Source organism: Paenibacillus sp. S-38 (assembly GCF_049942825.1).
Lineage (GTDB): Bacteria > Bacillota > Bacilli > Paenibacillales > NBRC-103111 > Paenibacillus_G.
Genome location: NZ_CP187970.1, coordinates 4366478 through 4390092, shown reverse-complemented (window position 1 = coordinate 4390092; position 23615 = coordinate 4366478). Strand labels below are relative to the sequence as shown.

General features: G+C 60.2%; 14 protein-coding genes. All 14 read left to right on the top strand.

The genetic code is table 11. The features are described from left to right. Nucleotides 1–33: 33 nt before the first annotated feature. The 14 genes from ACP26L_RS19650 to ACP26L_RS19585 all read left to right on the top strand — a co-directional run bounded on the left by ACP26L_RS19650 (nucleotide 34) and on the right by ACP26L_RS19585 (nucleotide 22960). Entirely contained in the window at nucleotides 34–1119 is a 1086-nt protein-coding gene (locus ACP26L_RS19650; RefSeq protein ID WP_426445621.1) for a hypothetical protein, read from the top strand. 76 nt (nucleotides 1120–1195) lie between these two features. Next, complete coding sequence (locus tag ACP26L_RS19645) at nucleotides 1196–2527, top strand: ABC transporter substrate-binding protein (RefSeq protein ID WP_426445619.1); 1332 nt, start codon at nucleotides 1196–1198, stop codon at nucleotides 2525–2527. A 31-nt stretch (nucleotides 2528–2558) separates the two neighbouring features. Beyond that, the gene (locus tag ACP26L_RS19640; RefSeq protein ID WP_426445618.1) at nucleotides 2559–3965 is read left to right on the top strand and encodes an S-layer homology domain-containing protein; all 1407 of its coding nucleotides are present in this window, start codon (nucleotides 2559–2561) and stop codon (nucleotides 3963–3965) included. A gap of 894 nt (nucleotides 3966–4859) precedes the next feature. Next, nucleotides 4860–5570 carry an ABC transporter ATP-binding protein gene (locus ACP26L_RS19635; protein WP_426445616.1) on the top strand — a complete coding sequence of 237 codons (711 nt, stop codon included), beginning with the start codon at nucleotides 4860–4862 and terminating at the stop codon, nucleotides 5568–5570. Further along, nucleotides 5551–6585, top strand: a complete 1035-nt coding sequence (locus tag ACP26L_RS19630; protein ID WP_426445614.1) for an efflux RND transporter periplasmic adaptor subunit — start codon at nucleotides 5551–5553, stop codon at nucleotides 6583–6585. Before ACP26L_RS19635 ends, ACP26L_RS19630 begins: the two co-directional genes overlap by 20 nt. A 12-nt stretch (nucleotides 6586–6597) precedes the next feature. Beyond that, nucleotides 6598–9528: an ABC transporter permease gene (locus ACP26L_RS19625; RefSeq protein WP_426445612.1), complete on the top strand. Its 2931-nt coding sequence runs from the start codon at nucleotides 6598–6600 to the stop codon at nucleotides 9526–9528. A gap of 1 nt (nucleotide 9529) precedes the next feature. Beyond that, nucleotides 9530–10414, top strand: a complete 885-nt coding sequence (locus tag ACP26L_RS19620) for an ABC transporter ATP-binding protein (RefSeq protein ID WP_426445610.1) — start codon at nucleotides 9530–9532, stop codon at nucleotides 10412–10414. 580 nt (nucleotides 10415–10994) lie between these two features. Continuing rightward, a complete protein-coding gene (locus ACP26L_RS19615; protein ID WP_426445608.1) occupies nucleotides 10995–14396 on the top strand; it encodes an S-layer homology domain-containing protein in 3402 nt (1133 codons plus the stop codon). Nucleotides 14397–14592: 196 nt separating this feature from the next. Then, nucleotides 14593–15903: a Gfo/Idh/MocA family protein gene (locus ACP26L_RS19610; protein WP_426445606.1), complete on the top strand. Its 1311-nt coding sequence runs from the start codon at nucleotides 14593–14595 to the stop codon at nucleotides 15901–15903. A 3-nt stretch (nucleotides 15904–15906) separates the two neighbouring features. Beyond that, nucleotides 15907–17922, top strand: coding sequence for an alpha/beta hydrolase family protein (locus tag ACP26L_RS19605; protein WP_426445604.1), 2016 nt, complete (start codon nucleotides 15907–15909; stop codon nucleotides 17920–17922). A gap of 13 nt (nucleotides 17923–17935) precedes the next feature. Beyond that, on the top strand, nucleotides 17936–18640 hold the full coding sequence (locus ACP26L_RS19600) for an aspartate/glutamate racemase family protein (protein ID WP_426445603.1): 705 nt from the start codon (nucleotides 17936–17938) through the stop codon (nucleotides 18638–18640). A 249-nt stretch (nucleotides 18641–18889) separates the two neighbouring features. Further along, nucleotides 18890–20200 carry a Gfo/Idh/MocA family protein gene (locus tag ACP26L_RS19595; protein ID WP_426445601.1) on the top strand — a complete coding sequence of 437 codons (1311 nt, stop codon included), beginning with the start codon at nucleotides 18890–18892 and terminating at the stop codon, nucleotides 20198–20200. Nucleotides 20201–20246: 46 nt separating this feature from the next. Beyond that, complete coding sequence (locus ACP26L_RS19590) at nucleotides 20247–21170, top strand: dihydrodipicolinate synthase family protein (RefSeq protein WP_426445599.1); 924 nt, start codon at nucleotides 20247–20249, stop codon at nucleotides 21168–21170. Continuing rightward, entirely contained in the window at nucleotides 21167–22960 is a 1794-nt protein-coding gene (locus ACP26L_RS19585) for an L-fucose isomerase (protein WP_426445597.1), read from the top strand. Before ACP26L_RS19590 ends, ACP26L_RS19585 begins: the two co-directional genes overlap by 4 nt. Nucleotides 22961–23615 lie beyond the last annotated feature (655 nt).

Genomic DNA, 23615 nt, shown 5'->3' with positions numbered 1-23615 from the left:
TAAGAAAAGGTAATGGAAAAGGAGCTGAATTGCGTGAAGCGAGTGTTTGCCTGGCTGACCGCCGTGATCTTAGCCCTAACCCTGGCCGCCTGCTCGGATGGCGGCAGCACAAAGCCGGCCGAGACAGCCCAGCCGGCCGCTGAAGCGGTGAAGACGCCGGCGGAAAGCAGCGCCTCCACGCCTGCGGCGGACGCCGCCAAGCCGGAGACTCCAAGCAGCGATGCGGGGACGGCGGCCCAGCCGGAAGCGAAGCCGGCGGAGACGCCGAAGGCGGAGGGCCAGCCGGAAGCGAAGCCGGCCGAGGCGCCGAAGACCGAGACCAAGCCGGCCGAGACGCCGAAGGCGGAGAGCACGCCTGCAGCGAAGCCGGCGGAAGCGCCGAAGGCCGAGAACAAGCCGACGCCGCAGCCTGCAGCGAAGCCGGCCGAGACGCCGAAAGCGGAAGCGCCTGCAGCGCCCGCAGCGGCCCCAGCCCCAGCCCAGGCCCCTGAGATTTCGGCCAAGGGCAAGAAGGTGCTCTTCGTCGGCCGGGAACGCAATCCGGCGGAGGACGTGGCGGTAGCCCAGCGGCTCAAGAATCTCGGCTTTGTCGTAACGAACATTGAGGACCGCGATGTGACGGTTGACGAGGTGAAGGGGTACGACCTCATCTACGTCAGCCAGACCACGAACTCGAAGTATCTCAAAGACGGCTTCATGAAAGAGGTCGCCATTCCGACCGTGTATGTGAAGAACCACGGCATGTTTTACCTCGGGCTCTCTTCCGTGGAAGAGAACACCACGGTGATGAACTCGAAATCCATCGAGATCGTCGACAGCAAGCATAAGGTAGCCGCAGGCCTGTCCGGTACGATCGACGTGTTCAAGGAAGCCGGAGACAAATTCGGCGTGAGCTACGGGGTGCCGGGCAAGGAAGCGAAGATCATCGCGACGGTTCCGGGAGACAAGAAGAAGGCCGCCCTCTATTACTACGATAAGGGCACGAAGGCCGACAACGGATATACGACCAAAGCGAGAGTCTCCTTCTACTACTGGAGCAACGGCATGCACGAGAATTCGACGGACGCCAGCTGGAAGCTGCTTGATAACCTGGTGCTTTGGACGCTGCAGAACGGATAACCGTGATGCAGTCAGCTGCTGCCCCGGAGGACAAGGTTCACCGCACCTCCGGGGACAACAGGGAGGAGGGAAGATCATGCCCAAGCTGACGGGGGCCGGCTGTTCGGCAGCCATCGCGCTTGCTCTGCTGTGCGGCTGCACGGACGTTCCTGCGGGAACTCAGCCGGACGCAGCGAAGACCAAAGATTCGGGCACAGGGCAGCAGGCTACGACGGAGAACGAGCTGTTCATCTACACCGTCTGGCCGGCCTTTTATGCCAAAGAAGATATCTTCGAGAAGCAGATCGGGTCCTGGATCCGTAAGAAGTTCCCCGATATCAAGATCAAGCACGTACACTGGGACAATCCCGGCAGGCAGTACAAGGATCTGATTGCGGCCGGCACGATTCCTGACATCATCATGGATAACACGCGGATGAATGCCTACCGGTATCTGATCGCGAACGACCTGCAATACGATATCAGCCCGCTCGTCAAGAAGTACAACTTTGATACGGGCACCCTGAATCCGGCCTATATGGCCCAGCTGCGAAGCATCTCACCGGAGGGACAGCTGTACGGGCTTCCTTTTACGAACAGCGATTTCGTCCTCTTCTACAACAAGGATATCTTCGACAAGTTCGGGGTCGACTATCCGAAGAACGGGATGACCTACGACGAATTCTATGAGCTGGCCAAGAAGCTGACACGGGTGGAAGGCGAAATCACATACAAGGGCTATTCGCAGAATCCGGGCCATTATCTGAATTACAACCAGCTCTCGCTCTCGCCCCTCAGCCAGGCGGAGGACAAGGCGAACATGCGGGATCCGGGATGGACCAAAGCCGTCGACAACCTGAGGCGGTTCTATGAGATTCCCGCCAACCAGTTCGATACGGTGGAGAAATTCCCCGAAGGCAACATTGCGATGGCTGTAGCTACCGTGGACCGGATCGCGACCTTTCATGAGCAGAACAAGAACCTGAACTTCGACATCGTCTCCGTCCCGTCGTTCGCTGATGCGCCGAACACGTCTTACCAGCCGAATCTGTATTCGATGTTCATTACCAAGCAGTCGGCCAAAAAAGATCTGGCGTTCCAGGTCATGGCCTCTCTGCTGTCCGAGGAGCATCAGACCGAGCTGTCCCGGGAGGGCGTGATCGGTCCGCTGCAGAGCCGCACGGTGCAGGAAGCCTTCGGGCAGAACCTGCCGCAGATGCGGGGCCGCAATACGGGCGCCGTCTTCGCGAGCCGCAATGCGATGCCGCCGGCTGCGCGGGCCGAGGGCCTGCTGTGGTATGATGTTCCGCTGCATAACGTATTCGCTCCGCTGATCTTCAAGGAATCGAAGGATTCCGTCACTGCGGTGCGCATGATCGAGGAACAGTCCACAAAGGCCATCCAGGAGATGAAAGCAGCTTCTAAATAGCCTCCAAATCCAGTCCAGGAAGGTGAACTCAATGAAGAAAACCCTGATGACATTCTTGTCCCTAGCGCTCGTATGGATGACACTCCTGCCGTTCGCGGTCTCAGCCGCCTCGCCGGGAGAGGTTCGGATTGCGGCAGCCAAGACGGCCGATGATTTCAAGGATCTCGCCGGCCTGCCGAAGGATCAAAAAGACAAATTTAACTCGCTCCTCTCTGAAGGCGTATTCAACGGCCTCTCGGAGGACACGTTCGGTCTTGATGTACAGATGAACCGCGCCCAGTTCGCCAAGGTGGCGTCCATTATCTTCAAGCTGCCGGTGGACGGGACGCTGACTGCTTCGTCCTTCAAGGATGTATCTGCGGACGACCCGGCCAATGCGTATGCGCTTCCTTACATTGAGGCGCTGAAGAAGGCCGGCCTGACGAACGGCTATGATGCCGAAGGCGTCCTCTATAATCCGGCCGGTCCCGTATCCAGACAAGAGCTGTCCGCGTTCCTGATCCGCGGTCTTGGCCTTGAAGAGGCTGCTAGCAGTGCGGCGCCTGTGGCGGACGCTACGGTGGCCGACTGGGCGAAGCCGTATGTCGCGCTCGCGCTGGAGAAGAAGCTGATGACCGCCGAGGGCGCCAGCTTCGACGGAACGTCGCCTGCAACCCGCCGCATGCTGGCCCTGGCGAGCTATGAGGCGAAGAACCTGCTTGCCGGCGGCAAGACGACACCGGAAACACCTGCACCGGCAACGGGTACACCGGGCAAAGAGGAGCCTGCTGCGGGTGGAGATGACAATACGGCCAAAGACGATGAACCGGCCGGCGTGGTCTCTCCAAAAGGCAAGAAGCTGCTTATCGTAGGACGGGAGAAAGCCGCAGAGGATGTCATCATCGGCGACCGGCTGAAGGCGCAGGGCTTCGTGGTCAGCTACCTGATCGACCGCCGTCTGTCCCCGGAGCGAATCAAGGGCTTCGATCTCATCTTTATCAGCGAAACGACGAACTCCAAGTATGTTAAGGAAAACCTGGAGAGCATGAAAACGCTGGAAATTCCCGTCATCTACAATAAAGCCATCTCCATGGGCGATCTTGGCATGTCCTCCACTTCGGAGAACAGCAGCGTGGAGAAGGTTAAGAAAATTACGATCAAGGATGCAGCCCACCCAATCGCAGCAGGCGTAACCGGATCCATCGACGTGTACACCGAAGACGGCCGGATCGATTATGGCGTACCGGGCAAGAGTGCGACGGTTATCGCAACGGTTGCCGGCGATGAGAAGAAAGCGGCTGTATACGCGTATGAGAAGGGCAGCAAGAATATCAAAGGCGATACGGTACCGGCCCGCACCGTGTTCTTCTATATGGCTGCCGGCATGTCCGGCAAAACGACGAACGACGCGTGGAAGATTCTTGAAGCCTCCTTCCTGTGGGCGCTTCAGAACAAATAAAATCCTACTGACCACAAGAACCTAGCGGGCGGTAAGGATAGCAATGAATAAGGCAGCGGTTGACCAGGGAGATGATCCTTCCCCGGTACCGCTGCCTTTTTTTGAAGAGATAAGGAAGTATAAGTTTTCTGAGAAGCTGAAGCATTCTTCTTCGCAAGAAAACCTTCCTATAAACTACGGGTGGGGCGCGATTCTGCTTGCGCGCGAGCCATCTGCGAAAATAGCGGAAGTACAGTGCGCTATTTCCACTTTTTGACGGTTCTCACTAGATATAAAGGAACTCAGATGCGCTATTATTGGGATGGGGTCGGTTTCCAGGCTCATATCCGCGAATAAAGCATTTGAGTTCCGTTATTCTACGGGAAATGTCGGGAAATACCGCAATAAGATACCTCACTTCCGCAATTTCAGAAACGAGCGTTGGGGCACCTTGTCGAAACGACTAGTCACCGGCGGCGACGGCCGAACCGCCTACTTTCCGGCCGACCTGCGCGTGTCTCGGCCGCCTTTAGGCCAAACAGCCGTCCAGCTTCGCCTGAAGCGGCAGGGCTGCAGCTGGAACCCGCCTTCCGGCAGGCGTACTCTTATATCGTGCATCGCACTTAACATTCATAGAATGTATTATTTTCCGGAGTCGAACACAGAGTAGATGAGACAGGGGATGGGGGGAAGTTTACGTGCCGTCGTAAACCCACGTATGGACTGACACGCGGAGATTTTTAGAGAACGCCGACAGGCGTTTTTCTTGCAGGGGGTGCAGCCCTTTCCGGATGTTCCCCCATGGCCATGCCCCAATGACCCTATAAAATCGCACAGAACCCCCTAAAAAGGGTCACGTTTTTCATTGTATGGTTAATCTAGCGGACGGTATCGAATGGAAGAGGAAGGTGGGGGATGAGGATGGACCAATCTGTACCGGCGGCAGAGCCGCTTGTGAAGGCGGTGGGCATCACCCGGGTGTTCGGAAAAGGAAGCGCTTCCGTCAGCGCACTGCGGGGCGCAGACTTGACGATTCCGGCCAGACGGCTGATCGCGCTGCGGGGAAGGTCGGGATCGGGCAAGACTACGCTGATCAACATCCTGGGGATGCTGGACCGGCCGACGGAAGGCACGGTGCTGTTCGCCGGGGAGGATCTGGCCCGGTTTCCCGAGAAAAAACGGAGCGAGCTGAGGCGTAAGCAGATGGGGCTGATCTTTCAGTCCTTCGGTCTGGTTCCGCTGATGACCGCCTACGAGAACGTGGAATTCGGGCTGCGCATTGCCGGTGTGAAGCCGGCTCTATATAAGGAATACGGGGAGTATGCGCTGGAGCTCGTCGGTCTCAAGGCACGGATGAAGCACAGACCCTACGAAATGTCGGGGGGCGAGCAGCAGCGGGTGGCCATCGCAAGAGCCATCGCCCACAAGCCGGCTCTGATCCTGGCGGACGAGCCGACGGCCGAGCTTGACAGCAAGATGGGGATGCAGGTCATGCACGCCTTCCGGAGCCTCGTAAGGGATGAAGGAATGACCGTAATCCTGACCACGCACGACCCTGCGATCATGAACACAGCAGATCAGATCTACACACTGGAGGATGGTCGTATTGCCTACGAAAAAGAATAGGAAGATGCTCCGCGCCGCAGGCATCTGGGTTCTGGTATTCCTGCTCGCCGGCTGTTCGCTGCTGCCGGTCGAGGAGCAGGAGCTGCAGCCGCCCCTCGTTGAGCCGGTCAAGGAGACGCTGACAATCTACGAAGTGCAGCGCTCCGATATCGCCAAGAGCATCAACGGTGACGCTACGTTCGTCTCCGAGCGGATGGATTATCTGCATTTTACCGAATCCGGTGCCCGTCTTATCGCGCTGCATGTGAAGCTGGGTGACAAGGTGAAGGCCGGGGATGTCATTGCAGAAACGGAAACCAGCGACCTGGACGACAAAATCCGGCTGCAGGAGATCGCCATCGAGAAGATCGAGATCGGACTGAAGCAGGAGCTGCAGACGAAGCCGGCGGACGATCCCGCCCTCCGGATCAAGGCGCTCGATCTCGAAAGCGCTCGGATTCAGATGAAGTCTCTGCAGAGCCAGCTCAAGCGGTCCAGGCTGGTGGCCGAAGTGGAAGGCATCGTCTCGTATCTCGATCCGATCAAGCCGGGCGATGAAGTAACCGCTTACGAGGATATTGTGACGATCTCTGACCCGAAGCAGATGAAGCTGGTCTATACGGCGGCGGGCCCGAACGATCTGGCGGGGGTGCAGATTGGAATGGAAGCGAGCGTGAAGATCAAGGACAAGACTTATCCGGGTAAAGTCGTTCAGACCCCGATGAGCGCTCCGCCGACCGGGAACAAGACGGCCGATGAGATCAACGCGAAGTCGGTGGTTCTCCGCGTCGAGGAGCTGCCGGCCGATACGGCGATCGGCTCCCATGCGGACATTACGATCGTGACGGAGCAGCGGCCCGGGGTGCTCGTCATTCCGAGAGCTGGGCTGCGCAGCTATATGGGAAGAGATTACGTGCAGGTGCTCGAAGGAGAGAGCCGCAAGGAGGTCGATGTGGAGAAGGGCATCGTATCCGCAACCGAGGTGGAGATTCGCAAGGGCGTCAATGAGGGCCAGCGGATCATTCTGGACAACTAGGAGGCTGGGACGATGGCACTCTTTTTGATGATCCTGCGCAAGATGATGAACAACAAGTGGCTCGAGACCAGCCTGCTGCTCGGTCTGGTGCTGTCCGTGGCGCTGGCGAGCAGCATGCCGGTCTACACGAACGCGATCCTGCAGCGCCTGCTCATCCAGGAGCTGCGGCAGCTGCAGCTGGAGGGCAGCCAGTACCCGGGAATCTATTGGCTGTCCGCACAGCTCGGGGAAGACGCGGAGAAAAAGAAGATCAGCCTGCCGGAGACCGACGCGCTGATGCAGGAAGCGGGCGAGCGCTTCGGCCTCCCCCTGCAGGCGTATGTGCGCGAGAGGTCGACCCAGCGCTACGGCCTGCTCCCCGCCCAGTCGAACAAGGCGGACCCGAACAAGCAGCGGTCGGCTGACCTCACCGCGCTGGACGGGATGGAAGAGCATATCCGTCTCGTCGACGGACGGATGCCGGCGAAGGAACCGGTGGACGGTGTCTATGAGGCGCTCATAGTGAACGAGGCCCTGACGGAGCTGTCCATGGTACTGGACGGCGTGTTCGCGCTGCGGCTCCAGCCCGGCAGCGAGCCGGTGTATGTGAAGCCGGTCGGAATCTTCGACCGCAGCGATTACGGGGACCTGTACTGGTACAATATCCCGAGCAGCTACAAGAACAGCTTTCTGATCGATTTCGATCTGTTCGAGAGGGATTTTACAGCAGGGGGCAAGCTGAACGTCCAGGCGGGCTACTGGTACGCAGCCCTGGACTATTCCCGGATGACGCTCGCCTCGGCCTCCGACTTTGAGCGGGCGGACCGCACCATTCAGGAGCATATGGATGCCCGTTACGAGACACATAACAAGAATGCGCCGGCTATGCAGACGCTGGCCGCTTACTATGCCAAGGAGAAGAGCCTGCGGACCATGCTGTGGTCGCTTAACGTACCGGTGATGCTGATGCTGGCCTTTTACCTGTATATGGTGGCCGCTCTGATCACCGACCGGCAGAAGACCGAGATCGCCGTCCTCCGCAGCCGGGGAGCGAGCCGCCTGCAGATCATTCTCAGCTATGCTGCGGAAGGACTCGTATTAGGAGTGTGCGCTCTTCTCCTCGGGCCCTACGCCGGGGTTGCGCTGACGAAGATGCTGGGGGCCTCCAGCGGCTTCCTCGAATTCGTGCAGCGTGCGAAGCTCGAAGTGAACCTGAATGCAGACGCCTATGTCTATGCCCTGGCTGCGATCGGCGCGTCCCTGGTCATGACGCTCATCCCGGTCTTCCTCGCCACCCGGCTGAGCATCACCCAGCATAAGCAGCAGTCGGCCCGGAAGGATACGAGCTCGTTCTGGCACCGCTTCGGGCTTGACGTGATCCTGATCGGACTGGCGCTCTACGGGCTGTACAATTACCGTACGCGTATGCAGGACCTGCTCTCGCTGGGACTCTCTTCCGACGATCTCAGGTTGGATCCGCTGCTGTTCCTCATTCCGGCGCTCTTCATTCTGGGAACCGGCCTGCTCGTGCTGCGGATCTACCCATGGCTGATCATGCTGGTATACCGGGCCGGGCGCCGCTGGTGGCCTCCCTCGCTGTACGCCGCGATGCTGCAGGTCAGCCGTTCGATCGTGCAGTACCAGATCATCATGGTCTTTCTCATCGTGACGATTGCCACCGGGCTGTACGGCGCGAGCGCGACCCGCACGATCAACGCCAATACGGCGGATAAGATCCGCTATGCTGCCGGCGCCGATATCACGATGAAGATCCGGTGGGAGAACGACGCCCCTCCCGTCATTCTGTACAGCGAGCTGCAGGAGGAACAGGAGCAGGAGGCGGTGAAGCCCCAGGCTGCTGCGGAGGAGGACGCTCCCCCCGAGCCGCCGCGGAGAACCCAGTATACGGAGCCGTCTTTTCTGCCGTTCACCCAGCTTCCGGGGGTGGAGAGCGCAGCGAAGGTGTTCGTCCGTCCCGGCGCCGATCTCATCAAGGGCAAGACATCCGGCAGCGTCCAGCTCATGGGCATCGATACCAAAGCCTTCGGCGAAACGGCGTGGATGCGCAGCGGCCTGCTCGACCACCATATCCGCGACTATCTCAATCTGATCGCCTCCCGGACGTCGGCCGTACTCATCTCGAGGACGGTTGCCGAGGAATATGGGGTGAAGGCAGGCGAGACAGTCTCGATCGGATGGAAGGGAGTGGAGGCCATACCTTTTACCGTATACGGGATTATCGACTACTGGCCCTCATGGAATCCGAATCCGGGTTCCGGGTCCGGAAGCGGCACGGTGGAGGAGAAAGCGGGCGGTCCGGACGGTGCCAAAACATCCAGGCCGAAGCTGATTGTCGGCCACTTATCCTACATCCAGAACAATCTGGCGCTCGAGCCGTATGAGGTATGGCTGAAGCTGAAGCCGGGCGCACCGAGCCAGGCGGTCTATGCCGCCGTGAAAGAACAGGGCTTCCAGATCGAAGAGCTCCGGGATGCGAAGCAGGAGCAGATCAAGGCGGTCAAGGAGCCGTTCCAGCTGGCGATCAACGGCGTGATGACGCTCGGTTTTCTGATCTCGGTGTGCATCTGCTTCTTCGGCTTTCTGCTGTACTGGGTGCTGTCCCTGCATGCCCGTACGCTGCAGTACGGCATCTTCCGGGCGATGGGCATCTCGCTGCCCCAGCTCATCGGCATGCTGGCGGCCGAGCAGGTGCTGATCTCGGGGGCGGCCATCGCGATCGGCATGGGGACCGGCAGCCTGACGAGCAGGCTCTTCGTGCCCCTGTTCGAAATGTCCTTCGATCCGAAGACACAGGTGCCTCCGTTCCAGGTGCTCTTCGACCCGCGGGACGAGACGAGGCTGTATATCATCGTCGGTTTCATGATGCTCTTCGGCCTGTCGATCCTGGCCTATATCGTCTCGCGCATCCGTATCCATCAAGCCGTCAAGCTGGGAGAGGATTAAGATGATTCAATGCGACAACCTGGTCAAAATCTACAAGATCGCCGATCTCGAAGTCGTCGCCCTGCAGGGGCTGGATCTGCAGGTGGCCGACGGCGAGCTCATGGCGATCATCGGCAGCAGCGGCAGCGGCAAGTCGACGCTGCTCAACATGCTGGGCGGACTCGACCGCCCCTCGGCCGGCCGCCTTCTGGTGGACGGGCGGGACCTTCTCACGATGTCGGAGAAGGACCTCATCCGCTACAAGCGCGAAACCGTCGGCTTTGTGTGGCAGAATAACGCCCGCAACCTCATCCCCTACCTGACGGCTCTACAGAATGTCGAGCTGCCGATGCTGCTCCAGGGGCGGCGCCGGCGGGAACGGGCCAGGGAGCTGCTGGAGGCGGTAGGCCTCAGCCACCGGGTGAACAACCGGCTGAACCAGCTCTCGGGCGGGGAGCAGCAGCGTGTAGCCATCGCCATCGCGCTCGCGAATTCGCCGAAGCTGCTGCTCGCCGACGAGCCGACCGGCTCCGTCGATACGGCGATGGCGAACACGATCCTGGACTTGTTCCGCCATCTGTCCCGATCCCTCGGCTTGACGGTCGTCATTGTCACGCACGATCCGCAGCTCGCGAAGAAGGTCGACCGTGTGGTGGCGATCCGCGACGGGAAGACGTCATCGGAGATGCTGCGCCGACGTATGCCGGAAGAGGGCACGGATGGGGGGCTGGCGCCAGAGGAGCAGGGCGCCGGAGAAGAGGAATCACACGTGGAGTATGCCATCCTCGACCAGGCGGGCCGCGTCCAGATCCCGGCCGGCTTCCTGGAGACGACCGGCGTGAAGCAGTCGGGCAAGGTGCAGGTCGTGATGGAGGATGGGCGGATCGTCCTGCTGCCGCCGAAGTAGCCGTGAAGACGGACGCCGGACAGCCATGGCGAGGCGGGACAGGGATAGGGGGCGAGGAACGTGCAGCGTGCTGCTGCTGACCAAGCAGGCTTACAGGCAGCGGCTGGACAGCCGGGGAGAGGCGGGGAGTGCAGGGATAGTCGGCGAGGAACGTGCAGCGTGCTGCTGCTGACCAAGCAGGCTTACGGGCTGTGGCTGCACAGCCGGGGAGAGACGGGCCGTGCAGGGATAGTCGGCGAGGAACGTGCAGCGTGCTGCTGCCGACAAAGCAAGCTTTTAAGCGCGGTGTCTGTACAGCTGTGGAGAGACGGGCCGTGCAGGCGAAGTAGACCAGCCGCCGCTGAAGCAGGCGCAAGCAAGGATGCATGGAACGGAGCATGCGTATCTACATGCGCAAAGGCTGAGCCGCCCCGCCACTGTGCCCCGTTATACACGGTTTTGGGATACACCGGCACGGAAAGCGGACGATAGCGGGAATCCCCTATAAAGTGAATGTAACCCCCCCGTGATCCTGCCGGCTCCATAGACTACAGTGGAGTAAGCGCATACATAACTACAACTTAATCAGGAGGTGCAGGGTTTGATCAAAGAGGTCTCATCATTGGTTTCCTTCACGCTGCTCTTTTCATGTTTGCTGACCCCGCTTGCTGCAGCGGAGACCGGCACACAGCCTGTCCTGCAGGCGGAGGCTGCGCAGCAGCAGGTTCAGGATCAGAACAAGGGGGAGAACGAACAGCAGAAGCCGGAGGACACCCCTGAAGAAGGGGAAGAGACGGCGCAGGAGGAGACAGGCAGTCAGGAGACTGAGAAACCGGACGGAGCGGAAGCTGAAAAGGCCGCAGAGGACGATTCCCCTTCTCCGTTCAAGGATCTGGATGGACTGCCGGTCGAGGAGAAGAAACATATCGAAGCTCTTGTCGCCCACGGGATCTTCGACGGCATCTCCGAGGAGGCCTTCGGTCCCGACGAGAAGGTGAACCGCGCCCAGTTCGCCAAGATCGCAGCCTTGGTCTTCAAGCTCAAGGTCGACACCACGCTGCGCCAGTCCAGCTTCCTCGATGTGCTCGCGGAGGATCCCGTTCACTCGTATGCGCTGCCTTACATCGAAGCATTGAAGGAAGCTGGGCTGACGACCGGTACGGGCGTGGATGGCAAGCGGTACAATCCGTCCGGTGAGGTCACACGGCAGGAGCTGGCCGCCTTCCTGATCCGGGGTCTGGACCTGGAGAAGGAAGCCCAGGAAGCCGCTGCTCTGAAGGATGACACGGTCAGCGATTGGGCTGCAGGCTATGCCGCTCTCGCCGTGGAGAAGAAGCTGATCCCGCTGCTCGAGGACGGCACCTTCGGCGGCACGGAAGCCGCCACGCGGAAGACGCTGGCGCTTGCCGCTTATGAGATCGCGCAGCCTGCGGAAGGCAAGGACGGCGAAGAGGCCGAGGAGGAAGGGGAACAGCCCGACAAGGTCTCGATCGTTGAAGTCAAGGCGATCAAGTCGAATGTCGTATCCGTCAAGCTGGACCGCACCGTCGACACGACTGCCGAGCTCAAGATCATCAGAAAAGGCCTCAAGGAAGACGATGACGACGATGACGATTCGGAAGAAGCCGAGGAGATCAAGCCTTTGCCGGCCTTCGTTCAGTGGACCGACGAGAAACTGACGGAAGCGACGATGGAGCTGGATGAGAAGCTGGAGAAGGGCGCTTATATCGTTGAACTGACGGGATTGCCCGAAGAACAGATGAATGTCAAGGTGTTCGAGTTCGAGGCGGAGGAGGAGCGGATCGAGAAAATCGAGATCACGGCGCCTTCAGACACACTGCCTCAATCCAAGGCGATCGTTCCCTACAAAGCCATCAACCAATACAAGGAAGAGACGTCCTTGAAGGCAAGCAATGTGAATATCCTTGTCGGAGCCAAGAACAGTGCCCCGATCATGGTACCGGGAAGCCGCTATCTTGTCGTGGATCTGACAGATGAGCAGCCTGGCAGCCAAGTATTCGTCTCTCTGCTGGACCACAAGAATGCCCAGTCGGCGCAGAAGACGTTCACGGTCGGCGACAAGCCCCGTGTCACTAAGCTGGAGGCAGGGGAGCTGAAGTTCAACGACGGCCAGTCCATCTTCAAGACCGGTTTCCGGGCCTTCCTCGACTTCCAGGCCTGGGATCAGTACGGCAACCGCGTGGTCGACCCTGGAGTGCTCAACAGCGGCACGGGCATCGTGGTCTTCATGAATCCGGGCGATGTCATCAATTACGACAAGAGCGTGAACAACTTCCAGGATATAAACAATGACGGGTATCCCGAGCTTCAGCTGGTAGCCTATCCGAAGCTGAAGACCGACAAGGAAGTGACCGTACACCTCTTCGGTCCCGGCGGCGGTCAGGAGGTTACCAAGACCCTGAAGGTAGCCGCACCGAAGACGCCTGCCTCGGTCGAATTCTATGCTTGGGACAAAACGCTGGCCGATGGTGACGTGAGCAAACACGTTGAACTGCGCGTCAAGGATGCATCCGGTTATACCCTTACTGTGGATGAGATCGTATATGCGGAGCTCGAGGGACAGCTGCGAATCTCGTCCACCGGACCGCTCGTTCTGGAGTCGAATGAACCAGTACGTACCGACAGCTCTGGGCGAACCGTAGGCAGCCTCAAGATTGATACCAAATCTGGCGACGGTGATGAAGGCAAGATCCGTATCAAAGAAATCAAGGGCAGAGGACCTGCATCCGTCATCGTGCATCTGGTGGAGCTGAACAAATTCGAGACGCTGAAGCTGGATGTGCGTGAGAAGAGGGTACCGAATGCGCTTATGAACAGCACCGAGCCGAAAGATGAAGATACGGAAGAAAAAAAGCCGAAGCCCCTTCATTATTCGCTATTCTTTAATACTTCAGGGGGACCGACTCTTAAGGTCGTTGATCAGTATGGCGATGAAATCAAACCGGAACAGTCGAACTTCAAGGTGGAGCTGCGGCTGGAGCGGACGAGCGGCGAGCCTGGAGCAGTCAAGGAAGCAAAGCTGAATAATACGGTACTCTCTGACGTATACGCGACACACTTATCCGAGATCAAGAACTTTACGAGTAGGCAGGTCAAGTATTACGCTTCTCTGACCAAAGAGGGAAGCTACCAGCTGACCGCTTCTCTGGTTGAGGTGGAGGATGGCAGCCAGAAGATCATCCGTACACTGAGTTCGATGACCTCCACGGTTGAGGTCGTGAATCCTAAGACGGCCTACATCGATTATGTACTGGATATGGAGGATTCTCTCTTTGCTGCCGGAAGGTCGCTCTATGACCGGAATATGATCAGCAGCGTGACGGATGCGACTTATATTCTGAACTACTACAAAGCGTTCGGAACCGAAATGGAGGTCCGTGCCAAGAATGCGCTGGGTACAGAATATAGTGGTCGGATTCCGGTCCTTGGGATCACCTCCAATGCAACCAAGGTGATTGGTCATAACAACAGTAACAGGATCATCGGACTGGACAGCGGCAAGGCCAAAATCACCGTATTCTTCGAAGCATACGACGGCGAGATCAAATCGGTGTCTAAAGAAGTTGTCGTAAACGCGGATGACCTGTATGTCAAGGAGTCGAAGCTGAACGATAGCGATGTAGTGAAGAAAAACGGCGCTACAGTAGATCTGAACGGCCGTACGATCTGGGATTCGGAGCTTGTAGGGCCTAAACGTGAAAACTTCCAGATCCGCGACCAATACGGCCAAGAGATCGACCTTGATATTCCAATATACAATTCCTTGCTGGACGTGAGAGCATTCATTGGGAATGTGAAGTATATCGAACCGTACACCGATCCATCGAATGCCAAGCGGGATAAAATTTCCTTGGACGCCAATTTCAAAGTTACGTATATCCGTAACGGAGACGACAAGACCAAGAACAACGTCAAGGAGTTTACTCTCTACCTTGCTTCCGCCCACGGTCTCAAAAAGAAACGCTTTATTCTTTACCCTTAATCCGGTTCTTTACCGGATGGCCCTGCCGACATACGGCGGGGCTTTTTTTCATAGCGGTGACCAGCTTACCGGGGGTTCCCCTATGTCTCAGTCTAACGAGTCTAACGGCGCAATCCCCCTATATTCCGGATGGAATGCACCGCTGATGGCCGCACGGTCCGTTTGTATACTGGCTATGAGACAGGAGGGGTCCAAGGTGGCCAAAAAACGATATGTGATCTGCGGCGTCAGTGCGAGGGCGAACGGGATGTTCATTCGTGCGATGCTCGACACGTACCAGGCGCACTGCGAGATCGTGGGGCTGCTCGATGCGGACCCGGCTCGCTTTACGAACTGCTTCAACAAGTTTCCGGCACTCGCCGGACTGCCGGTCTATTCGCCGGAGCGCTTCGAGGACATGATCCGCGAGACGAAGCCGGACGTGCTCATCGTCGCCGGGGCCGACCACACCCATGCCGATTACATCGTCAAGGGACTGGAGCTGAACCTGGATGTCATCTCGGAGAAGCCGATGGTGACAACGGGTGAAGACTGCCGCCGGGTGCTGGAGGCCCAGAGGGAGAGCCGGGGGAGGCTTCATGTCGCCTTCAACTACCGGTATGCTCCGATACATACCCGAATCAAGGAGCTCATCCTCGAAGGGCGGATCGGCCGGGTGACCTCGGTCGATCTCAACTGGTATCTCGATACGTACCACGGGGCGAGCTACTTCAAGCGGTGGAACCGCAATCGGAGCCGCTCGGGCGGTCTGTCCATCCACAAGAGCACCCATCATTTTGACCTCGTGAACTGGTGGATCGGACAGCAGCCTGTGGAAGCGTTCTCATACGGAGCGCTGCATTATTACGGCTCCCAAGGAGAGCTCAACCCCTCGCCAAAGGACGGGCGGTTCTGCGGGACCTGCCAAGAGAAGACGCAGTGCACCTACTTTATGCGGTGGTCCTCGCGGAGCAAGGAGACGCAGCCGCCGGACGATCATTTGGGGAACGTGGAGGTGAAGCCGAGCAGCTACACCGGTTACCGGGCCGACGCCTGTATCTTCGACAGCGACATCGATATTGAGGATACGTATACGGCCGTGGTCAAGTACGACCAGGGGGCGCTGCTCAGCTATTCGGTCAACTTCTCCCTGCCGTATGAAGGCTACCGGCTCGCGATTAACGGGACGAGGGGAAGAATCGAGACCGCGGAGACCGTCTCCGGGCGTGCGGCGTTCACCGTCCCTCCGCAGTCGATCGACTATTATCCGCTGTTCGGCGGGAAGGAAACGATTCATGTCGTCCCCCGTCCCGGAGGGCATGGCGGCGGAGACCCGCTGCTGCTCGAGGATCTGTTCCTCGGCCCGGACCCGCTGCGTTCCTATGACATTCTGGCCGGCGCGGAGGCCGGGGCTGCGTCCGTATTGACCGGCGAAGCGGTCTGGACCTCCGTGAAGAACGGCAGGCCCGTCCGGTTGAACGAGCTGCTCGGCCCGGCGGCGGAGCCTGCGCAAACCAAGGGGGGATGAGGCTTGTACGACAAGCTGGAGAAGGGGCAGATCGCCCATTTTGACGTCAAAAGCCAGCTGCCGAGGTGGATCTACGAATCCGCCATGGAGGCGGCAAGGAAAGGAGAGCAGGCACGGGCGGCCATTACGGACCCTGCCGGTGTGGAGCGCCGGCAGCAGGAGATCCGGGATGGAATCGAGCGCTGCCTGGGCGGCATGCCCGCATCGGATACGCCGCTCAATCCGGTGGTGACAGGCACAGCAGTCGGCAATGGATTCCGGGTCGAAAAGGTCATCTTCGAACCACGTCCGCAGGTGTACGCCACGGCGAATCTGTATCTGCCGGAAGATGCCTCTGGGGAGGCGCCCCGCGGAGCCGTACTGGTGCTCTGCGGGCACCGAGAACAGGCGAAGCACTGCGACGAATACCAGAGCGTATGCCACTATCTGGTGCACACCGGGCTCGTCGTCCTCTCGCTGGACCCGATTGGTCAGGGCGAACGCTTCGGCTTCTATGATCCGCAGGCTGGTGAGGCCCCGATGACAAGCGTGACGGAGCACGAGAACGTCGGCCGGCAGTGCCTGCCGCTCGGGGACAGCTTCGCGCGCTACATGCTTCACGATGCCGTCCGGGCGGTCGACTATCTGGCGGGCCGTCCGGAAGTGGACCCGGCCCGGATCGGGGTAACTGGACACTCGGGCGGTGGCACCCAGACCGCCCTGCTAATGATGTACGACCGGCGGATCGCCGCTGCGGCACCCGGCGGGTTCATCATGAACCGGCCGTACTTCCTTCTGACGGGCAAAGCGCAGGATGCGGAGCAGAAGTGGCCCGGCTTCTCCGCGCTCGGGTTCGATCACGAAGACATCGTGCTGGCCATGGCGCCCCGGCCGGTGCTCGTGCTCGCCACCACGTATGACTCGGTGCCGATCGAAGGTCCGCGTCATACGGTGGCAGTCAACCGCCGGTTCTATGAGATGTACGAGGCTTCCGAGAAGCTGGGCCTCTTCGAGGACGTGAACGTACACAAGTTCACGGTGCCGCTCGCCCGTGCGGCCGCCCGCTTCTTCGCCGAGCACCTGCTCGGCCGCACGGCGGAGCCTCCCGAGTCCGTTGAGCTTCTGCCGGCCGAAGCGCTGCTCTGCACACGCAGCGGGCAGGTGATCGGCGAGCTGCCGGGCGCCCGGAACGTGCATGCCGAGAATGCGGAGCGGCTGGCCGGGCTGGAAGCGCAGCGTGCGGCTCTGCCCGCCCCGGTGCGCAAGCAGCAGGCGCTTGCCTGGCTGGGGGAGCGCGTTCATACCGGGCGCACATCCTGCGATCTCAACCCGCGCATATCGGGAGCGGGAGAGATCGGGTCCATGTGGGCGCTGCGCACGGTCTGGTGGAGCCAGCCCGGCCTGCTCGGGCATGCGCTGCAGTTCTTCGAAGCGGCTTCAGCGGAGCGCAGGCTGCCGGTCACGATCGCGGTGTGGGACGGCGGCACAGCCCGCCTCGAGGAGCACGCGAAGTGGATCGAAGAGACGAGCGCTTCCGGACGGATCGCCATGGTGCTGAATCCGACCGGCATCGGCGCGCTGCTGCCGCACCTGAATCATCCGGAGGAGAAGCCCTTCAAGCGCTTCGGGCTCATGGACAAGTTCACCGACGAGCTGATGTGGCTCGGCGACAGCATGGCCGCACTTCGGGTCTATGACGTGCTCCGCGCCGTCGAGCTTGCCGCAGGCTTATCCAACGTCGACATGACGGACATCCGTCTCTATGGAAGCGGCCGGTACGGGATCTACGCCCTGCTGGCGGCGCTGCTGGACCCGCGGATCCGGAGCGTACAGACTGTGAACCGGATGGACAGCCTCGCAGGCTGGATCCGGGAACCGTTCTATGACGAGACGGACTCGCTCAGCTTCATCCTGCCGGGCATGCTCCGGCACTTCGACCTGCCGGATGCCGAGGCGTGGCTTCGGGAAGATGGCAGGCTCGGGGGAGCGGCGGCAGAAGTGACAGGGCAGCGGGGTGCAGGACATCCCGCCGCAGGATAAGGAGGGAAGTAGTATGGAAACCGTTATTGCGGCTATCTATACCGGACAGGGGCTGGCTGAACGCCTGCAGCCCCTGTTCAAGGAAGAGCTCGGGGACTGCCGGATCGTCAGCATCCTCGACGACAGCCTGATCGGCGAAGTGATCCGTTCGGGCGGCGTGACGCAAGGAGTTACGCGCAGGCTCGTGCAGTACTACCGGAATGCCGAAGATCTGGGCGCGGATCTGATTTTCAATACGTGCTCCTCGGTTGGCGAGACGGCGGACTGGGCGCGCCCAATGTTCCGGACGCCGATCGTGAAGATCGACGATGCCATGGCCCGCGCAGCCGCCGGACAGTACAGCCGCATCGGGGTAGTGGCCACGCTGCCCACAACGCTGGCGCCGACCCGGCAGCTCCTGCTCCGCGAAGCGGAGCGGCAGCAGCGGACGGGCGTACAGGTGGTGGATGCGCTGGCACAGGGCGCTTACCAGGCTCTGACGGCCGGACGGCCGGAAGAGCACGACCGTCTCATCCTCGAAGCCGCCCTGTCGGCGGCCGGAACAGTGGATGCGCTCGTGCTCGCCCAGGGATCGATGGCGAGGATGGAAGACCGGCTGCGGGCGGAGACCGGCCTGCCGGTGCTGTCGAGCCCGAGGTTCGGGGTCCGCGCGCTGAAGGAAGAGCTGGCGAAGCTCCGTGCAGCCGGGCGCCAGGAGACCACGGAAAAGACAGGATAGAGTACGGCAGGAACCGGTGAAGCTTCAGTCTCACCGGTTCCTGCCGGTTCCAACGCTTTAGATTTGCGTCCATCGAGGGCCTCACATCTACTTGGGATGCGCTGCCGAACTATCGGCGGCGCATCCTTCTTTTTAACCAACATGTCATGATTCCAGGCCGATTGCCCTATAGATAGGGAACAGCAGCCCTTTTCTCCATAGGACGCCTACAGCTTACAGTTAGGTTATGCCCACGACAGGAGGAACCGCATGAAACGCAGAAAAACGTACGCGATCGTCGGAACGGGTGGAAGATCGCGATTCTTCTACTCGGCGATCGCTTCCGACTACAGGGACACCTCAGAGCTGCTCGCGCTCTGCGATGTCAATCAGACCCGCATGGACTATGCCAACCGGCAGCTCACGGAGAAATATGGCTGTCCGGCGGCAGCCACTTACAAGGCCGAGGACTTCGACCGCATGCTCCTCGAACAGAAGCCGGATACGGTGATCGTCACTTCCGTGGACCGCACCCATCATACGTACATCATTCGTGCGCTGGAGAGAGGCTGCGAGGTCATTACCGAGAAGCCGATGACCGTGGATGAGGCCAAATGCGCCGAGATTCTCGAGGCCGTAGAACGCACCGGCGGCAAACTGCGGGTCGCGTTCAACTACCGGTATGCGCCCCACCATACGAAGGTCCGCGAGCTGATCGGGCAGGGAGCCATCGGCGAAGTGTTCTCGGTTCACTTCGAATGGCTCCTGAACACGAAGCACGGGGCCGACTATTTCCGCCGGTGGCACAGGGACAAGCGGAACAGCGGAGGGCTGCTCGTACACAAGTCGACCCACCACTTCGACCTCGTCAGCTATTGGATCGGTTCGGCTCCCGATACCGTGTTTGCTTACGGGGACCTGCTCTTCTACGGCCGGGAGAATGCCGAGCGGCGGGGCGTGACCCGCTTCTACGACCGGGCAACGGGACATCCGGCGGCCGCGGACGATCCGTTCGCATTGCATCTGGACCGCAACGGCCGCCTCAAAGCGATGTATCTCGATGCAGAGAATGAAGACGGGTACAAGCGAGATCTCAGCGTCTTCAGCGACGGCATCTCCATCGAGGATACGATGGGGTTGCTGGTCCGTTACCGGAACCGGGCCATTCTGACGTATGCCCTCCACGCCTACAGCCCGTGGGAAGGGTACCGCATAGCGATCAACGGGAGCAAGGGACGGCTGGAGATGGAAATCATCGAGCAGTCCTACGTGAATACTGGCGGGGACAAAGCGCTCGAAGGCGCGCTCAAGAACAAATCGCTGCGAGTCTGGCCCATGTTCGGCGCGCCGTACGAAGTAGAGGTGGAGCAGGGGCAGGGCGGTCATGGCGGAGGCGATCCGGCACTGCTCCGGGATCTGTTCGGCGAGCCTGTCGATGATCCTTACCACCGGGCAGCGAATCATGAGGACGGTGCCCGTTCGATTCTCGTCGGCATCGCCGCCAACCATGCAATCCGTACGGGTCTGCCGGTGCGTGTCGACGATCTGGTCAGGCTGCCGCAGACTAGGGTGAGCCGATAAGCAACCGATCGCTGACCGCGATTAACTACTGGAATGAGGGATGTCTATGAGGAAGAAGCTTCAGGGGGGCGTGTGGCCCACCATGCTGACACCGTTTACAAAAGAGGACAAAGTGGATTATGAAGCGCTTGGGCGCCTCGTGGAGTGGTATATCGACCGGGGTGTTCACGGTCTGTTCGCGGTCTGTCAATCCAGCGAGATGTTCCGGCTGTCGCTCGGGGAGCGGACGGGTATTGCCGAGTTCGTTGTCAAACAGGCGGCCGGCCGCGTACCGGTAGTGGCCTCAGGCCATATCGCCGATTCGCCGGAAGATCAGGCCGCCGAGCTGACCGTAATGGCCGATACCGGCATCGATGCGCTGGTGCTGATCACCAACCGACTGGCCGGCCCGGGCGATTCCGTCGAGGTGATGGTAGAGCAGCTGAAGCGGCTCGTCGAGCGGCTGCCGCAGGACCTGCCTCTCGGACTGTACGAATGCCCTTATCCGTACAAGCGGCTCGTCTCGCCCGAGCTGCTGAAGTGGTGCGCGGATTCGGGGCGCTTCCAATTTCTCAAGGACACGTGCTGCGACCTCGAGACGCTTCGGCTTCGGATGGATGCCGTATGGGGCAGCGGCCTGCAGATCTACAACGCCAACTCTGCAACGCTGCTCGAATCGCTTCCGCTCGGCATTGCCGGCTACAGCGGAGTGATGGCGAATTTCCATCCGGAGCTGTACGTATGGCTGCTGAGCCGCTTCCAGAAGGAGCCGGAGGAAGCCCGCGGGATGATGGACTTTTTGTCGGTGGCCGCATGGGTCGAGAAACAGCTGTATCCCGTCAGCGCCAAGTATTACCTGAAGCTCGAAGGGGTCCTGGATCAATGGTCCGCCCGCACGGCGGACGCCCGGGAACTGACCGCCACACACCGGCTGGAGCTCGAACAGCTTCGCCGGCTGACCGAAACCTATCGGAGGAGGATCGCCCAATGACCCAAGTACATACAGCCAACCGCCTGCAGGGGAGCATGCCGAAGATCGCGATCCGGCCGGTCATCGACGGCCGGCGGGGAGGCATCCGCGAATCGCTGGAGGAGGTGACGATGGAGCTCGCCCGTGCCGTAGCCGGTCTGCTCTCTGCCCGTCTCCGCCACGCGAACGGGCTTCCTGTAGAGTGCGTTATCGCCGATACCTGCATCGGGGGCGTTGCGGAAGCCGCTGCGGCTGAGGAGAAATTCGCCCGCGAGGGGGCGGGGGTCTCCATCACGGTGACTCCGTCATGGTGTTATCCTACCGAAACGATGGATACGGACCCGTTCCGGCCGAAGGCGGTGTGGGGCTTCAACGGGACGGAGCGCCCCGGTGCCGTGTATCTCTCCGCCGTACTTGCCGCGCATAATCAGGCCGGGCTGCCGGCCTTCGGTATCTACGGCCGCGATGTGCAGGACATGGGCGACACGTCGATCCCGGGCGATGTGCAGGAGAAGCTGCTGCGCTTCGCGAAGGCAGGGCTTGCCGCAGCGACCATGCGCGGCAAGTCGTACCTCTCCATGGGCTCGGTATCGATGGGGATCGCCGGCTGCATCGCCGATGAACCCTTCTTCCGGCGGTATCTCGGCATGCGCAACGAGTACGTCGATATGAGCGAATTCATCCGGCGGATCGAGCGCGAGATCTACGATCCTGAGGAGTGCGTGAGAGCCCTGGAGTGGACCCGGACGCACTGCCGGGAGGGTGAGGATGTGAACCCTCCCGCCCTGAAGCGCAGCCGCAGTCAGAAGGACGCCGATTGGGAGACCGTCGTGAAGATGGCGCTCATCGCCCGCGACCTGATGGTCGGCAATCCGGCGCTGGACCGGCTCGGCTACGGCGAAGAGGCACTCGGCCGCAATGCGATTGCCGCGGGCTTTCAGGGGCAGCGGGCATGGACGGATCATTATCCGAACGGGGATTTCATGGAGGCGGTGCTTACGAGCTCCTTCGACTGGAACGGCATCCGCGAGCCTTATATGCTGGCCACGGAAAATGACACGCTGAACGGCGTCACGATGCTCTTCGGCCATCTGCTGACGGATGCCGCCCAGATCTTCGCCGATGTGCGCACCTATTGGAGCCCGGACGCCGTGAAGCGCGTGACCGGCTATGAACTGCAGGGCAGCGCAGTACACGGCCTCATCCACCTCATCAATTCGGGCCCGGCGGCGCTGGACGGTACGGGCCGGATGCGGAAGGACGGCATCCCGGTCATGAAGCCGTTCTGGGAGATTACCGAGGAGGAGGTGCAGGCCTGCCTGGAGGCGGTGAGCTGGTGCCCTGCCGTCGACTTCTTCCGGGGCGGCGGCTTCTCCACAGACTACACGACGTCGGCCGGTATGCCGGTGACCATGGCGCGGATCAACCTGGTCCACGGCCTCGGTCCCGTGCTGCAGCTGGCCGAAGGCGTGACGGTAGAACTGCCCGACGACGTGCACCGGAAGCTCGACGAGCGGAGCAACCCGACCTGGCCGACGACCTGGTTCGCCCCGAGCCTGACGGGCACCGGCGCCTTCCGCGATGTGTACACGGTCATGAACCACTGGGGCTCCAACCACGCCTCGGTCAGCTGCGGGCATATCGGAGCGGATCTCATCACGCTGGCCTCCATCCTCCGGATTCCGGTGGCCATGCACAACGTTCCGTCCGAGCGCCTGCTGCGGCCCAGCGCCTGGGGAGCCTTCGGCACGGAGGATACGACAGGCGCCGATTTTCGCGCCTGCGCGAATTTCGGGCCGTTGTACGGGTGACAGCGGGAGGCATCATACAGTACGATCCAAAAGGAAGAAGCTGCGGGACCATCCCGGCAGCTTCTTTTTTTGCTATAGTAGAATTTATCTCTCTTCAGGTGTTATTTTAAAAAGAACGCATGGACGGCCCTGTCCAAACGATCGGTCACCGGAGTCGAAGATTGAACCGCACCTCTTCCTGCTCGAACTGCGATCGCGGATCGCGGCCGTCTGAGGCACATAGCGGTTCAGCACGGTCCTAGAACCGGATCTCTCCGATACGTCCTTTATTCAGGTTGACAAGGGGTCCTTATGAAACGTTCAGCTCCCCCGGAAGCGGCTGCATCTGAAACCACCCGTCCAGCAAGCGTACTCCCCACGACGCAGTCCCCTTATGGACAGCGCTGTGGCAGGGATTCCGCCAGATCAGGTAGAAGAGCAGCCGGCCCGCCGCCTCCCACCGGTCCCGTTAGAGCTGCCGCACATCTTAATAAACTCGCATCGTCTATAAAGGTCGGCCAAACCGGCTATCTCAATGCACCATCTGCTGAACAATTGCCGACCCGGCCCAGAGTTAATCTTTTGTTAATAAGTTATTTAGAAAAAGGCAATAGCCCTCCTATATAATGAGTGGTAAGGAAACGTTTCCCCATTATGTCATGAAGGAGTTCCGCCC

Coding starts and splice junctions, on each gene's coding strand:
- ACP26L_RS19645 (WP_426445619.1), top strand. CDS start 1,196: ATGCCCAAGCTGACGGGGGCCGGCTGTTCGGCAGCCATCGCGCTTGCT.
- ACP26L_RS19640 (WP_426445618.1), top strand. CDS start 2,559: ATGAAGAAAACCCTGATGACATTCTTGTCCCTAGCGCTCGTATGGATG.
- ACP26L_RS19635 (WP_426445616.1), top strand. CDS start 4,860: ATGAGGATGGACCAATCTGTACCGGCGGCAGAGCCGCTTGTGAAGGCG.
- ACP26L_RS19625 (WP_426445612.1), top strand. CDS start 6,598: ATGGCACTCTTTTTGATGATCCTGCGCAAGATGATGAACAACAAGTGG.
- ACP26L_RS19620 (WP_426445610.1), top strand. CDS start 9,530: ATGATTCAATGCGACAACCTGGTCAAAATCTACAAGATCGCCGATCTC.
- ACP26L_RS19600 (WP_426445603.1), top strand. CDS start 17,936: ATGGAAACCGTTATTGCGGCTATCTATACCGGACAGGGGCTGGCTGAA.
- ACP26L_RS19595 (WP_426445601.1), top strand. CDS start 18,890: ATGAAACGCAGAAAAACGTACGCGATCGTCGGAACGGGTGGAAGATCG.
- ACP26L_RS19590 (WP_426445599.1), top strand. CDS start 20,247: ATGAGGAAGAAGCTTCAGGGGGGCGTGTGGCCCACCATGCTGACACCG.
- ACP26L_RS19585 (WP_426445597.1), top strand. CDS start 21,167: ATGACCCAAGTACATACAGCCAACCGCCTGCAGGGGAGCATGCCGAAG.